The 14,172-nt window shown below is 72.0% G+C and carries 10 protein-coding genes; 4 read left to right on the plus strand and 6 right to left on the minus strand.

Features of this window, described 5'->3' with window-relative positions; all coding sequences use genetic code 11:
* Window positions 1-3: 3 nt before the first annotated feature.
* Both Pph01_RS16410 and Pph01_RS16415 read right to left on the minus strand, forming a co-directional pair.
* Window positions 4-816, minus strand: a complete 813-nt coding sequence (locus tag Pph01_RS16410; protein WP_204073949.1) for an ABC transporter permease — start codon at window positions 814-816, stop codon at window positions 4-6.
* Between the two features lie 109 nt (window positions 817-925).
* Window positions 926-1,897, minus strand: a complete 972-nt coding sequence (locus tag Pph01_RS16415) for an ATP-binding cassette domain-containing protein (RefSeq protein WP_204073950.1) — start codon at window positions 1,895-1,897, stop codon at window positions 926-928.
* A 118-nt stretch (window positions 1,898-2,015) separates the two neighbouring features.
* Here Pph01_RS16415 and Pph01_RS16420 point away from each other — a divergent pair, with 118 nt between their 5' ends.
* Both Pph01_RS16420 and Pph01_RS16425 read left to right on the plus strand, forming a co-directional pair.
* On the plus strand, window positions 2,016-2,531 hold the full coding sequence (locus Pph01_RS16420) for a PH domain-containing protein (protein ID WP_239116747.1): 516 nt from the start codon (window positions 2,016-2,018) through the stop codon (window positions 2,529-2,531).
* Complete coding sequence (locus Pph01_RS16425; protein ID WP_239116748.1) at window positions 2,528-4,387, plus strand: PH domain-containing protein; 1,860 nt, start codon at window positions 2,528-2,530, stop codon at window positions 4,385-4,387. Before Pph01_RS16420 ends, Pph01_RS16425 begins: the two co-directional genes overlap by 4 nt.
* A 78-nt stretch (window positions 4,388-4,465) precedes the next feature.
* On the opposite strand, the gene sepH is transcribed toward Pph01_RS16425, so the two are convergent.
* From sepH to Pph01_RS16440, 3 genes are all read right to left on the minus strand, one after another.
* A complete protein-coding gene (gene sepH, locus Pph01_RS16430) occupies window positions 4,466-6,478 on the minus strand; it encodes a septation protein SepH (RefSeq protein ID WP_204073951.1) in 2,013 nt (670 codons plus the stop codon).
* A gap of 543 nt (window positions 6,479-7,021) precedes the next feature.
* On the minus strand, window positions 7,022-8,347 hold the full coding sequence (locus tag Pph01_RS16435) for a D-arabinono-1,4-lactone oxidase (protein ID WP_204073952.1): 1,326 nt from the start codon (window positions 8,345-8,347) through the stop codon (window positions 7,022-7,024).
* Window positions 8,348-8,451: 104 nt separating this feature from the next.
* On the minus strand, window positions 8,452-9,642 hold the full coding sequence (locus Pph01_RS16440) for an MFS transporter (RefSeq protein WP_204073953.1): 1,191 nt from the start codon (window positions 9,640-9,642) through the stop codon (window positions 8,452-8,454).
* 223 nt (window positions 9,643-9,865) lie between these two features.
* Between Pph01_RS16440 and Pph01_RS16445 the strand changes: the two genes are divergently transcribed.
* Window positions 9,866-11,071, plus strand: a complete 1,206-nt coding sequence (locus Pph01_RS16445) for a lytic transglycosylase domain-containing protein (RefSeq protein ID WP_239116749.1) — start codon at window positions 9,866-9,868, stop codon at window positions 11,069-11,071.
* A gap of 23 nt (window positions 11,072-11,094) precedes the next feature.
* On the opposite strand, the gene Pph01_RS16450 is transcribed toward Pph01_RS16445, so the two are convergent.
* Window positions 11,095-12,069, minus strand: coding sequence for a ferrochelatase (locus Pph01_RS16450; RefSeq protein ID WP_204073954.1), 975 nt, complete (start codon window positions 12,067-12,069; stop codon window positions 11,095-11,097).
* 88 nt (window positions 12,070-12,157) lie between these two features.
* Here Pph01_RS16450 and Pph01_RS16455 point away from each other — a divergent pair, with 88 nt between their 5' ends.
* A complete protein-coding gene (locus Pph01_RS16455; RefSeq protein ID WP_204073955.1) occupies window positions 12,158-14,125 on the plus strand; it encodes a S9 family peptidase in 1,968 nt (655 codons plus the stop codon).
* Window positions 14,126-14,172 lie beyond the last annotated feature (47 nt).

Below are 14,172 nucleotides of genomic sequence, written 5' to 3' on the forward strand. Positions count from 1 at the left end.
GCATCAGACGCGGTCGCGGAAGGCCCGGATCGACAACGGTGCGAACACCACCGCGATGCCGACCGCCCACAGCAGCGAGATTCCGGCGTGCTCAGCGACGGGACCACCGCTGAGCAGGCCCCGAACCGCGTCGGACAGGTGGCTGACCGGGTTGACCTCGACCCACTTCTGCAGCCAGGACGGCATCGTGTCGGTCCGCACGAAGGCGTTGCTGGTGAAGGTGATCGGCATCATCAGCGAGAACATCAGGATCTGGACCTTCTCCTGGTCGGAGGCGCGGAGGCCGACCAGGACCGCCACCCAGGACATGGCCAGAGCGAAGGCCAGCAGCACCGCCAGCGCGCCGGCGACGCCGATCAGGCCCGTGTGCACCCGGAAGCCGAGGACGAGGCCCAGCCCCAGGAACAGGGCGAACGCCCACACCTGCTTCAGCGTGTCGGCCACGATCCGTCCCGCGAGCGGCGCCGAGCGGGCGATCGGCAGGCTTCGCAACCGGTCGAAGACGCCCTTGGTGATGTCGGTGTTCAGCCCGACGGCCGTGGTCATGCTGGCGAACAACATGTTCTGCGCGACCAGGCCGGGCAGCGCGAACTGCAGGTAGTCGCCGGTGGACCCGGCGATGGCGCCGCCGAAGACATAGGTGAAAAGCAGCAGGAACATGACGGGCTGGACGCTCAGGTCGAGCAGTTCCATCGGATTGTGCTTGATCTGCACCAGGCTTCGCCACGACAGCGTCATGGTGTGGCGGAACGTGGCCGAGGGGCTGAGCCTGGGGGCGGCGACGGCCCCTCCGGCGGTCTCGGCGATCGTGGTCATGATGTCTCCTCGTCAAGGTTGTCGGGAGTGTTCGGTCGTGCCCCGGACGCCGCCGGGCCCAGGGGCGCAGGTGTGACCGTCGATGCGGTGGCTGGCAGGGCCGTCCGGCTCATGCCGGGACCCCCTCCGGTTGTGCCTTCTCCTGGGCCTCCTCCGCGGCGCGTCCGGTGAGGGCGAGGAAGACCTCGTCGAGACTCGACTTGCGCAGCGACAGCTCGGACGCGATCACGCCGAGGTCGTCGAGACGGCGGACGATGGCGGGAACCGCGGCGGCGTCGCGCACGCCGGCCCGCACCAGGCCGCCGGACACGGTGGGCGCGACGCCGAGGATGTCGCCCACCACGCGCCCCACCAGGTCGAGATGGGCGGCCTCCGCCGGGCGCACCTCGAGCACCTGGCCGCCGACCGTCGCCTTGAGCTCGTCGGACGTGCCGTTGGCGATGACCTTCCCGTGGTCGAACACGACGATGTCGTCGGCGAGCTGGTCGGCCTCCTCGAGGTACTGCGTGGTCAGCAGGACGGTCACACCATCGCTCTGGAGGCCGCGCACGACGCCCCACAGCTCGGTGCGGCTGCGCGGGTCGAGCCCCGTCGTCGGCTCGTCGAGGAACAGCACCTGCGGGCGGCCGATCAGACTGGCCGCGAGGTCGAGGCGCCGGCGCATGCCGCCGGAGTAGGTCTTCGTCGCCCGGCCTCCCGCGTCGGTCAGGTCGAAGCGCTCGAGAAGCTCGGCGGCGCGCCGCCGGGCGTCGGCCCGCGACATGTCGAGCAGCCGGCCGATCATCACGAGGTTCTCCACGCCGGTCAGCGTCTCGTCGACCGCGGCGTACTGGCCCGTCAGGCCGATCAGCGAGCGCACCTGGTGCGCCTGCCTCACCACGTCGAACCCGCCCACCTGGGCCCGGCCGCCGTCCGGCCGCAGCAGGGTGGCGAGGATGCGGACTGCCGTGGTCTTGCCCGCCCCGTTGGGCCCCAGCACCCCCAGCAGCCGCCCCTGGGGCACCTCGAGATCGACCCCGTCGAGGGCGCGGGTCTCGCCGTAGTGCTTGGCCAGGCCCTGCGCCTGGATCGCGTATCTCATCGATGTCCTCCCTTGTCGTGGACACCACCTTGCGGCATGCCACTGACAGTTCACTGAGCGTCGCAATCAGCCGCTGACATATCGCTGACGGAGGGCCTCGGTCTTTTAGGGTGGGGCTGTGAGAGGTCCATTACGGGATCCCGCCCATCGGGTGTCACGGCGCGCGATCGTCCTGTGGCTGATCGAGTCGCTGATGGGGTTCGCCGTCTTCTTCGGCGGCGCCCTGCTGCTCGCGTACTGGATCGGCCGGAGCGACTGGTCGGCCCTGCCCGGCTGGCTGTCCGACAACGCGTGGCTGCTGCCGCTCGTCGTCGGCGTGGTGACGGCGCCACTGGTGATCATCGAACCGCTGTGGCGTTACGCCGTGCATCGATGGGAGCTGTCGGGCGACGTCGTGTACGCGAGATCGGGCTGGCTGAGCAGGGAATGGGTGTTCGTGCCCGTCAGCCGGATCCAGACCGTGGACAAGGCGCAGGGCTGGTTCGAGCGCGCGCTCCGCCTGGCCACAGTGGAGATCCGCACCGCGTCGCACGCCGGGTCGTCGACGATCAAGGGCCTCGACTACGAGGTGGCCGCCGGCTTCGCCGCGGAACTGGCCCGCCGGGCCCAGGAACTCAGGGACGACGCGACATGACAGAGCCCGGTCCCGGACAGCAGGGTCCCGCGCCGTCCGGGCCGGGGCGGCCGTGGCCTGCTCGGCCCGAGCCGACCCAGCCCGGCCCCATCCAGCCCGGCCCCATCCAGCCCGGCCCCATCCAGCCCGGTCCCATCCAGCCCGGTCCTGCTCGGTCTGAGCCGGCTCAGACCGGGCCCGCGCAGTCCGGCTCTGCTCGGCCGGGGGCCGGGCCGCCGGGGCCGGGCGGTCACCCCGTCCCTCCGGGCGCGACGCCGTACGGAGACGCGGGGACGCCCCGGCGGCTGAGCCCGCGCGTCCTGCTGATCGACCCGATCCGGATGTTGCCCGGGCTGTTGCTGCCCCTCGCGGGAGTCCTGGTGGCGGGTGGGTTCTCGCCCGCGTCGTTCGGCTGGGCGGCCCTCGGAGTGGCAGGCTCGGTGGTCTACGCGGTCGTCCGCTGGGCCACGTTCACTTACCGCGTCACCGGCGACCGGCTGGAGCTCACCCGCGCGCTCATCAGCCGGTCGGTGCGGACGATCCCCTTGGAACGGGTCCGCGGCATCGACATCACCACCCCGCCGCTGCACCGCCTGCTCCGCCTCGCCGTACTCAAGCTGGACACGGGCGCGGGCGGCGACGAGCAGGAGGGTGAACTCGACGCGCTCACCCTCGAGGAGGCGGAGAACCTCCGGGCGGTGCTGCTGGCCCGTCGTGCGGTGACACCGTTCCACCGGCCGGAAGGCTCGCCCGCGGCAACGGAGGTCACGGCACCGGACGGCGCCGCGCATGGCGGCACCCCTGACGGCGTCGCCCGCGGCGCTGCCGGACAGGCATCCGGACAGGCATCCGGGGCGGTTCCCGGGCGGGCGTCCGAGCACCACGACGAGCGAGTCGTCGGCCGCGTGCCCCGATCCTGGCTCAGGTACGGCCCGCTGTCCGGGGCGTACCTGCTGACGCCCTTCGCGCTGCTCGCCGGAGCGGTCGGCCTGGCCTTCCAGGTGAGCGGCGAACTGCGCGTCGACGCGCGGACGGCGCGGGCGGCGTTCGCCTGGGTGGAGGCACACCCCGCCCTTCTGGTCGCCGCTGCGGTGCTGCTGATCCTCGCCATGCCCGTGGCCGGCGGCGTCATGTACGCCGTCTTCAACTGGGACTTCACCCTGCGCACCCGGGACGGGTATCTCGTGGCGGAGCGCGGCCTGGTCACGCGCCGCACGGTCTCGCTGGAACGCCGCAGGATCCGCGGATACGAGCTGGTCGACGGCCTGATCGAACGCCGGTTCAACGTCGTGCGGCTGTGGGCGGTGGTCACCGGCCTCGGCGACTCCGAGACCAGAGGGCAACTGCTGCCGGTGGCACCCCGGACGTTCGCCACCGCGGTCGCCTCGGACGCCGTCGGGCCCCTCTCCGCTCCACTGCGGCCGCACCCGCCTCAGGCGCGGCGCCGCAGGTTGTTCCGGGCCATCGCTCCCTGGCTGGCCGTCGCCGCCGCGGCGGGCCTGCTGGGATGGGAGGTGGCCGCGCTGGCGGCCCTGGTCCTGGCGCTGCTCGGAATACCCCTCGGGCTGGACCGGTACCGCTCCCTCGGGCACGCCTACGACGGCACGAGGCTGTCGGTGCGCAGCGGGTCGCTGCGCCGGGCGCAGGCCGTCGTGGAGCGCCGTGCCGTCGTGGGCTGGACCCTGCGGCAGACGGTGTTCCAGCGGACGTCGGGAGTGCTGACCGTGGTCGCCGGCGTCGGAGCGGGAACCGGCGGATATCCCGCGATCGACACCGGACAGGAGCAGGGCGTGGAGTTCGCCGCGGAGGTCACTCCCGACTGGATCCGCCCGTTCCTCGCCCCGCAGGCTCAGGCCGGCGCGGCTGATACTCAGTAGCGGTCACGCGAGGCGGGCACTTCGCCCGGGCCGGCTCCGCAGAGGCAGCCCGGGCGACCCACACGAGGTGGGCGGCGATCACTCCGGCTTGCGCGTCCCGAACATGATCTCGTCCCAGGTCGGGACGGAAGCACGACGGCCCCGCGACTTCCGCGGCCGCGCCGGAGCCGGCTTCGGAACAGGCGGTGCGGGCGTCTCCGGCTTCGCGTCCTTGGGCGCTTCCTTGACGGCGGTCTTCACCGGTTCCTTCGCGGGAGCCTTGGCGGCCTCGTCCTTCGCAGCCGGCTCGGCGCCGTCCCTGCCGGTCGCCTTGGCTGCCGGGGCCGGGGCGGCGCTTCCGCCACTGGGGCGGTTGCCGTTCGCGGCCGGGGCACCGGTCCGAGCGGCCGCGGGCGCCTGAGCGGGCACCTCACGTCCGGTCGTGGCGGGAGCGGCGGGCTTGGACGGCGCCGGCTGGGCCTTCTCCGTCTCCTTCGAGGCGGACGCCGGGACCGGAGCGCCGCCCGCGGGCCGGCCGGCGGCTGCCGCCGTTCCGGTGGCGGCACGCGGAGGTGCGGGAACCGGCCGGGGAGCGGGCCGGGGGACCGGCTGAGGAGCAGGCGTGGGAGCAGGCTCGACCGCGGTCTCGGCCGGCTTCTCCGCAGGAGCGGATCCCGCCGCCGCGGCGCCGGCGGCCTTGTCTCCGGACTGCCCGGAGTCCGCGGACTCCTCGGAGCTCCCCGCGGTGTCCGCTGTGGCCGTCTCCTGGGGCTCTCCGGCGTCGGATTCGACGCGCGGCTGCTCTGTGGTGTCTTCGCCCTGTGCGGTGGCGACCGCCGTCGCGGCGTCCGCAGTCGAAGCCTCGCGCGCCGGAGCGTCCGTCTCGCTGGCGGAGTCCGTCGCGGCCGTCTCCTGCTCTGTCTCCTGCTCCGTCGCCGGCTCCGAGACGGCGTCCCGCGACTGTCCCGGGCCGTCGAGAACGGGCTTGGGCGCCTCAGGCTCGGAAGGCTCGGCGGCGAAGGGGAGCGTGGACTCGGGAACCGTGTGCGCGGTGAACTCCGGCGCGGAAACGGCCGGGTGGTCGAGGTGCCGGTCGTCCGCGACCGGGCGCAGCGGCGTCGGAGCGTGCGTGACCGGCGTCGCCTGCGGCAGCCGGAAGGCGGGAGGCTCTTCCATCTCGTCCGGCTCAACCAGCGGCTCCGGCAGCCGGAAGGGCACCGGCGCGGGCTCGGAACGGTACGGCGCGGGCTCGGACCGGTACGCCGCGGGCTCCTCGTGACGCGGCTCGGGCCGGTAGGCCGGAGGCTCCTCGTGGCGAGGCTCGTGCCACGAGGGGGGTTCCTGGCGCAGCGGAGGGTCGAGTCTTGCTGGCGGCTCGTGCCGTACCGCAGGGCGGTCGTAACCGTGCTCGGCGCGTCCCTGTGTGTCCTGCCGGCCGGGCAGCGACGAGCCGGGAAGCTGCGCCACGGGGGCGAGCTTCGCCGCCAGCCTCGGCACGAAGGGGCGGACGGTCGAGTCGTCGCTCTGGGGCTCGACGTATTCGGCCGCCGACAGGCGCATGGCCTCGTCGTCGTTCGGGGTGATGTGGCGGCGGCGCGGGTCGAACAGCCACTCGGCGTTGCGGGTGTGCCCGTTCCAGACGAAACCGAGCCTCACCCGCCACAGGTTGTCGTCGCGCTTGAAGGAGTCCCAGTCGATCTCGTCGGCGGGCACGCCACGGCGGGTGAGCCGCTCGGCGACGAGGTCGCCGAGCGTCGGGCCGGGGGTGGTCTCTCCTGGCAGGCGGACCGGGACGCGCTGCGCCTGCTGGGCCATGTACTCGCGCTCCTGGAGAACGGGTCCCTCGAACCAGCGGACTCGTTCCACCGGGATGCCGGCGGTGGCCGCGATCTCCTCAGCCGTCTCACCGGCGCGGATTCGGGCCTGGATCTCCTTGGGGCGCAACGGACTCTCCACTTCGATCTCGTACTGGCCGAGACGGGAGAAGTTGCCGCGGACCGCGGCGCGGAGCCGGTCGTCGACGGGAAGCGTGAACCGCGTGCCCCGTCCGGCCGTGGCCAGGACGAGATACGTTCCGTCCTCACTTACCGCGACGAGACGGAGCTCCTGCATGCGAGTCCCTTCGTCATCGTGCTGCGTCTTCCCCCGGACCCTTGAGTTTCTCGCGTGAGCCGGTTGCCTTCCAGCACCGTACCCGGCATGTCCGAACATCGCCTCGCCGAGGGGTGGGGCAGATGTTGTGACGCCGGTCACATTTTCCGCGCTCACCTTGCTACAGCCCGGCGGGCTACGGCAAGCGGGCAGGTGTTCTCGACGGATTGTCCCGTACGGCGCCGCCCCGCGGGGCGGAGTCGGCTCATGACGCGAGAGAACGGAGGGTCGTTCTTCCTGAGGTGATGCGCGCTCACCGTCCGTGGCCGCGGCCGCCCCGGCGCCGGGACGGCGACGGAGGGCGTCGTGGTCGCCGCGGAGGTCGTGGCGGCCCCCGCCGGATGGGCCCTCAGGCCCCACCAGCGGGAGGGGTTGATGTGCACTTGCTCCCCCGGGGTTCGAGTGGCACGCCGGGCTCAGGCCGCCCGTGCCTCGCAATGTGCCCGCAAACCGGCCAGGTGAGGCAACCCGACACGCCGGGAACGCGCCATGTGGGCCTTCTCTTTACGTGGCCGTGGTTTCCGAGCCCTCCGTCGGGGAATTCGCCGGTGCCGCGCCGAGCACCTGGTCGAGGTAGTCGTTGGCGAACAGCCCGAGAGGGTCAAGCCTGTCACGCAACGCCTGGAAGTCGGCGAACTTCGGGTAAACGGTCTGGAGGTACGCCGCGTCCCGGGTGTGCAGCTTGCCCCAGTGCGGGCGGCCCTGGAACCTCGTCATGATCTCCTCGACGCCGGCGAAGTAGGCGGGGTTCGGCGTCGGGCGGTAGATGTGGCACGCGATGTACGCCGACGGCCTGCCGTACGCGGTGGACAGCCATGCGTCGGACGGCGGCGTCACCCTCACCTCCACCGGGAAGGTGATCTTCCAGCCGGAGCGCTCGATCAGGTCCCGCGTCTCGCGCAGGGCCTGGGCGAGGTGGTGGCGGGGGATGGCGTACTCCGTCTCGAGGAAGCGCACCTCCCGGACCGACGTGAAGATCTTGTATGAGGTGTCCACGCATTCCGACGCGCTCAGCACGCTCGCGGAGAGCCCGTTGATGCGGGGGATGGTTCCGGGAAGGCGGTCCCCGAGGGCGCACATCGCGCCGAAGAGCATGTTCTCCAGGAAGACGTTGTCCAGCCAGTGCTTGAACGCGCCCGGCGGCCGGGCGGGGCCGGGGGAGCGGTTGTTCCGCTTGACCAGGCAGGTGTCGGTGTGCGGCAGCCAGAAGAAGTCGAGGTGCTCGTTGTCGCCCGTGAGTTCGTCGATCGAGTCCAGGATGCCGGAGAACGACATCGGCTCCCGGCGCGCGTGGAGGAGGAACGACGGCTCGACCCGGAACGTCACTGCGGTGAGGATGCCGAGGGCGCCCAGGCCGACCCGCGCCGCGTCGAACAGGTCGCCCTCGCTCACGGTGGCCGTCGAGCCGTCGGCCAGGACGATGTCCATCTCGAGGACCTGGTCGGCGAGACCGCCGATCTCCCGTCCCGTGCCGTGGGTGCCGGTCTGGATGGCGCCGGCGACCGTCTGGGCGGTGATGTCCCCCATGTTGGCCAGGGCCAGCCCGCGTGCCTGCAGTTCCTCGTTGAGCACGCGGAGCGGCGTGCCGGCGGCGACCTTGACCCGGCCGTCGCCCGTCTCGATGATCCCGGTCAGCTCTTCCGGTCTGAGGAGGATCCCGTCGGTGAGTGCCACCCCGGTGAACGAGTGCCCGGTGCCCAGCATGCGGACCCGCCGTCCGCTGCTCGCGGCGTCCGTCACGGCGCGCGCCACGTCGGCGGCGGACGAGGGCGTCCGGAGCTCCGAGGGAGTGACCGACTGGTTGCGTGCCCAGTTGACGAAGGCGCCCATGTTCCTCCTCGCGCAGTGGAAACCGCACGCCCCCGTCGTGGAACATGAACACTACTCATAAAATAGGCGGCTGCCTATGGATACCCGAATGAAATTCGGGTGAGTCAGTTGGTGCGGTGCTCCGCCCGGACCAGGGTGGATCCCGCCACGCCGACGAGCGCCGCGGCGAGGGCGCAGGCGAAGGTGAACCCGTAGGCGTTGGACGCGCCGTACGTGTCGGTCAGGTGGCCGCCCGCCCACGCGCCGATGGCCACGCCGAAGCCGATGGACGTCGACAGCCACGACATGCCCTCGGTGAACTGGGAGGCCGGGACCAGGCGCTCGATGAGGGAGAAGCCCGTGATCAGGGTGGGGGAGATCGCCAGCCCCGCGAAGAACAGGGCCACCGCCATCGCGCGGATGTCGCCCATCAGCAGGACCGGCGTCAGCCCCGCCGCGAACACCGACAACCCCCGGATGAAGCGGCTGCGAAGGCTGATCTTCCAGTCGCGGGAGCCGTACCACAGGCCGGAGACCATGCTCCCGCCCGAGAGCGAGGCGAGCAGGAACCCCGCCGCCACCTTGCTGCCCTGTTCGTCGGCGAAGGCGACCGTGATGACGTCGACCGAGCCGAACACCGCGCCCATCGCGAGGAAGACGCCCGACAGCAGGGCCACCCCGGGGATGGCGATGGGGGAGCCCGAGTGTTCCTTGTGCCGGAGGGCCGGCGGCTCGGAGCCGCGGAGCGCCGAGAACGCCAGCGTGCCCGCGACGGCGAGGACCAGGGCGACGATGAGCCCGGCGTACACGTTCACCGCCGTGGCGAGAGCGGTCACGAAGGCGGGGCCGCAGACGAAGATGACCTCGTCGGCCACCGACTCGAACGAGAAGGCGATGTGCAGCTGCGAGGAGCCCTTGAGAACGTGTGACCAGCGGGCCCGCACCATCGAGCCCAGGGACGTGGCCGTGCCCCCCGCCGCCACGCCGGTCGCGTAGAGGGTCCAGACGGGGGCCTTCGTGTGGGCGCACAACATGAGGCCCGCGAGCGCGGCCCCGTGGAGGACGACGAGCGGCACCAGGACCTTCGCCTGGCCGTACCTGTCCACGAGGCGGCCGGACACCGGGGCGGCCACCGCGTAGGCGACCGAGAAGGCCGCCGACACCGCGCCGGCGGTGGCGTAGGAGCCCGTGATCGCCGAGATGAGGAGGACCAGGCCGATCCCCAGCATCGACATGGGGATCCGCCCGACGAAGCCCGTGATGACGAAGCCCTTGACCCCGGGCGTGCCGAACAGACCTCGATAGGGCCCCACCATGTCGCATCCCTTCAGCCCGGTGTCGTCACGTGGTCGCGATACGGCCGGGGACCGCGGAGACCACGCTGTGCGTCCGGGCACACCGGCTGGGAGCGGCGGCGGCCGCGGGCCTCGTTCCCACGGCACGCGGACGATGACGTACGCCGCTCGACCCTCGCGCACAACCCTGGCGTAAGGCAAGTGATTTTTACGCCTTTGGGGTGAAGGGATTAACCTGGGTCGGGTGCGTCTTCTTCCCCGGTCCGCGCATCTTCGTGCTCTTGTGGCCGGGCTGACCGTACTGATCGCCGGGATCATCGCCGGAGGCTTCGTACTGCTGCGTTCAGCGGACGTGGGTGAACGGCCCGTTGCGGCCGGCACCCAGGCTCCGACCTCGGACCCTGACCCGGACCCTGACCCTGACCCTGACCCTGGTCCTGCTCCGGCGACGACCGTCCCCGACGCGGCGCTGCCCTCGAGCCCGCCCGTCGCCGACGTCGCCGCCGTGCGGGTCACGCCGCCGAGCCTGATGGCCATCGCTCCCGCCCCCGTCTCCGCCGACACGTTGCGGGCCATCGCCGGCCTGAAGAACGTGCGGGACGTGGCGGGCGCCGACGGCGGAGCGGTGCGCGCGTCGGGCCGGGGGCTGCAACTGCTGGCCGTCGACCCCACCGAGTTCCGCTCGTGGACGCCGAAGCCCGTGGCCGACCAGCCCGAGGTCTGGAGCGCGCTGGCGCGCGACGAGGTCGTGGCCGACAGCGGGACGGTCGACCGCACGGGAATGGTGCTCGGCGCCGAATTCCAGATCGACGGGGGACCGCGGGTGCGCCTGGCGGCGTCCGCCCCGCTCGGTCTGCCGGGCGTCGACGGCCTGGTCAGCACCGGCCTGGGGCGTCGTCTGGGACTCTCCCCGGGCGTCGTGGTCCTCATCCACACGGAACGCGGCACGGCGGACAGGCACGCGGTCGGCCGCCTGCTCGGTCAGAAGGCGCAGATCGTCACCGTGGGCGCGAGCCGCACGCCGGCCGTCACCCCCTCGAAGCCAGCGTCGACGTCCGGGCTGGTCGGACAGCCGGGCAGCTACCTGGAGCTCTATCAGCGGGCCGCGACCGTCTGCCCCGGCCTGTCGTGGACCGTCCTGGCCGCCATCGGGCAGGTGGAGAGCGGCCACGGGCGCAACAACGGGCCGTCCTCGGCGGGCGCGCTCGGGCCGATGCAGTTCATGCCCGCCACGTGGAAGGCCTACGGAGTCGACGGCGACGGGGACGGCGAGAAGGACATCTGGAGCCCCTACGACGCCGTCCCGGCGGCCGCGAAATACCTCTGCGCGAACGGCGCCGGGCAGGGCGGCGACAAGCTCAGGAAGAGCGTCTGGTTCTACAACCACTCGTGGTCGTACGTGGACAAGGTCCTCGGCCTGGCCGCCGCGTACGCCCGGAGATATCCGTAGTCCTCAGGAGGACTTCGGAGTGTTCAGGAGGGCCTGCGCACCGGCGCCGGGCAACAGGTCGCGGCGCAGCGGACCGGTTCGGGTTCGGCCAGCAGCTCGCTCACCATGGAGACGAAGCGCGGGTGCGTGCCCGCGGTGGCCGCCCGGCTCAGCGCCATGCCGAGCTTGTCGGCCATGGTCGCCGCCTCGATGTCGAGGTCGTAGACGACCTCCATGTGGTCGGACACGAATCCGATCGGCACCACCACGACCGAGCGGACACCGTCCTCGTACAGCGCCTCCAGGTGGTCGCACACGTCCGGCTCCAGCCAGGGGACGCTCGGCGGGCCGCTGCGGCTCTGCCAGACCAGGTCCCAGGACCGACCGGCGTCCACCTGTTCGGTGACCAGCGCGGCGGCCTTCCTGAGCTGGGCCTCGTACGCCCCGCCCGCCGGACCCGCGGTCCTCGCCATGGAGACCGGGATGCTGTGCGCGGTGAAGACGAAGCGCGCGCCGTCCCGGTCGGCCGGCGGAAGGGCCTCGAGGGCGGCGCGGGTGTGGTCGGCCATCGCCGCGATGAAACCGGGGTGGTCGTAGTAGTGCCGCAGCTTGACGATCTCCGGCGCCCCGGGGACGGCGGCCCGCGCGCGGTCGATGTCGTCGAGGTACTGCCGGCAACTCGAGTAGGAGCTGTAGGCCGCCGTGACGAACGCCGCCGCCTTCCTGACCCCGTCGGCCTTCATCTGGCGGACGGTGTCCTCCAGGAAGGGATGCCAGTTCCGGTTGCCCCAGTAGACCGGCAGGTCGACGTCGAGCGCCTCGATCAGGTCGCGGCACTGCTGGTTGATCGGGCTGACTCCGCCGAAGCCCTGGTAGTGCGCCTCGACTTCGAGCAGCCGTTCGCGCGGCACCCCGCGCCCGCGGACGACGTTCTCCAGGAACGGCATGACGTCGTCGGGCTTCTCCGGTCCGCCGAATGAGACGACCAGCAACGCGTCGTAAGGCAAGGTGCTCCCCATGGCTGTCCAGCCTACGCACGGTCCGGTCCGGTCGCGGCCGGAGGTGGGCTCCGTTGGGATCTTGCGGAGATCCGGGTAGGTTCGAGCGGTGAGCCAATTTCCGGACATCCGTGAATACGTTGCCCTGCCGCGCGTGGTGTCGCTGCGGCTCTCCCCCGACGGGACCCGGCTGGTGTCCGTGGTCCAGTCCCTCAATCCGGACCGCTCGTCGTACGGCACCGCCCTGTGGGAGATCCCCCTGGACCCCTCGGCCGAGGCGTACCGGCTGACGCGGTCGGCGAAGGGCGAGGCGGGTGCGGAGTTCACCGCCGAGGGAGAGCTGCTGTTCGTCTCCCGGCGGCCCGACGAGACGGTGAAGGACAACGACGAGGACGTTCCGGCGTTGTGGCTGCTCCCCGAGCGCGGCGAGCCCCGCCGGATCGCGGCCAGGCCCGGCGGGATCGGCGGCGTGCGGGCGGCGGGCGGCGTGGTCATCGTCGCGGCCAACGTGTTGCCCGGGGACGCCGCCACCGAGGAGGAGCGCCGCAAGGCTCGCAAGGACGCCGGCATCAGCGCGATCCTGCACGAGCAGTACCCCATCCGCTACTGGGACCACGACCTCGGGCCCGCTCAGACCCGCCTGCTCGCCGGCGCCATTCACGGCCTGGACGACGCCGCGGACCTGACGCCGGAGCCGGGACGGGCGCTGGACAGGGCGTCGTTCGCCGTCACCCCCGACGGGTCCACGGTCATCACGACCTGGCTGGCCTATCTGTCGGACGGTGAGATGCGGGCCGACCTCGTCGCCATCGACGTCGCGACGGGCTCGCGGCGCACCCTGGCCGCCTCCGAGGGCCACGAGTTCGGCGGCCCCGTGGCGGTGTCGCCCGACGGCCGGTACGTCGCCTGCACGCGGGAACGGCTCGGCGACCAGGAGCTCTCGACCGCGCTCGACCTGTGGGTCGTCGACCTGGAGACCGGCGAGGGCCGTGCCCTGGGCGGCGAACTGTTCCCGTCCGCCGTCGCATGGGCGCCGTCGTCGGACGCGATCTACATCGTGGCCGACCACCTGGGCCGCCGGCCGGTGTACCGGATCTCCCTCGACGGCGACGTGACCCGGGTGACCGCGGACGACGGGGCCTACCAGGAGCTGTGCCCTGCCCCCGACGGCACGCTCTACGCCCTGCGCAGCGCCGTCGACTCGGCTCCCCGGCCCGTGCGGATCTCCCTGGACGGCTCCGTCACCGATCTGCCCTCGCCTGCGCCGTCCCTCGACCTGCCGGGCACGTTGACCGAGGTCGGCGCCGTCGCCGAGGACGGGACGGAGATCCGCGGCTGGCTCGTCGTGCCGTCAGAGGCGTCGGCGGAGAACCCCGCGCCGTTCCTCCTGTGGATCCACGGCGGGCCGTTGGGGAGCTGGAACGACTGGTCCTGGCGCTGGAACCCGTGGCTGATGGCCAAGAACGGCTACGCCGTGCTGCTGCCGGACCCGGCCCTGTCCACCGGATACGGCCAGTCGATGATCGACAGAGGCTGGGGCGACTGGGGACCCGTCACGCACGCCGACCTGATGGCGATCACGGACGAGTGCCTCAAGCGGCCCGAGATCGACGACCAGCGGATCGCGGCCATGGGCGGATCTTTCGGCGGATACATGGCCAACTGGGTCGCCGGGCACACCGACCGGTTCAAGGCCATCGTCACCCACGCCTCGTTGTGGAACCTGGACCAGTTTGCCGGGACCACGGACGCCTCGATGTACTGGCAGCGGGAGTTCGGCGCGCCGGGCTCGGCCCGCTACGCCCGGCTGTCGCCGCACCACTCGCTGGACAAGATCTCCACTCCGATGCTGGTGATCCACGGCGACAAGGACTACCGGGTGCCGATCGGGGAGGGGCTGCGGCTCTGGTGGGACCTCCAGCGGTCGGGCGTCGAGTCGAAGTTCCTCTACTTCCCCGACGAGAACCACTGGGTTCTCAAGCCGGGCAACGCAATCGCCTGGTACGAGACCGTGCTGGCCTTCCTGGCCCAGCACGTCCTCGGCACCCCCTGGGAGACCCCCGAGTCCCTGACCTGACGCCCGGGCCCAGGCGATCGGCCGAGGGAAACGAGAGACGAACTCCC

The sequence above is a fragment of the Planotetraspora phitsanulokensis genome (assembly GCF_016863295.1).
In the GTDB taxonomy this organism is placed as follows: domain Bacteria; phylum Actinomycetota; class Actinomycetes; order Streptosporangiales; family Streptosporangiaceae; genus Planotetraspora; species Planotetraspora phitsanulokensis.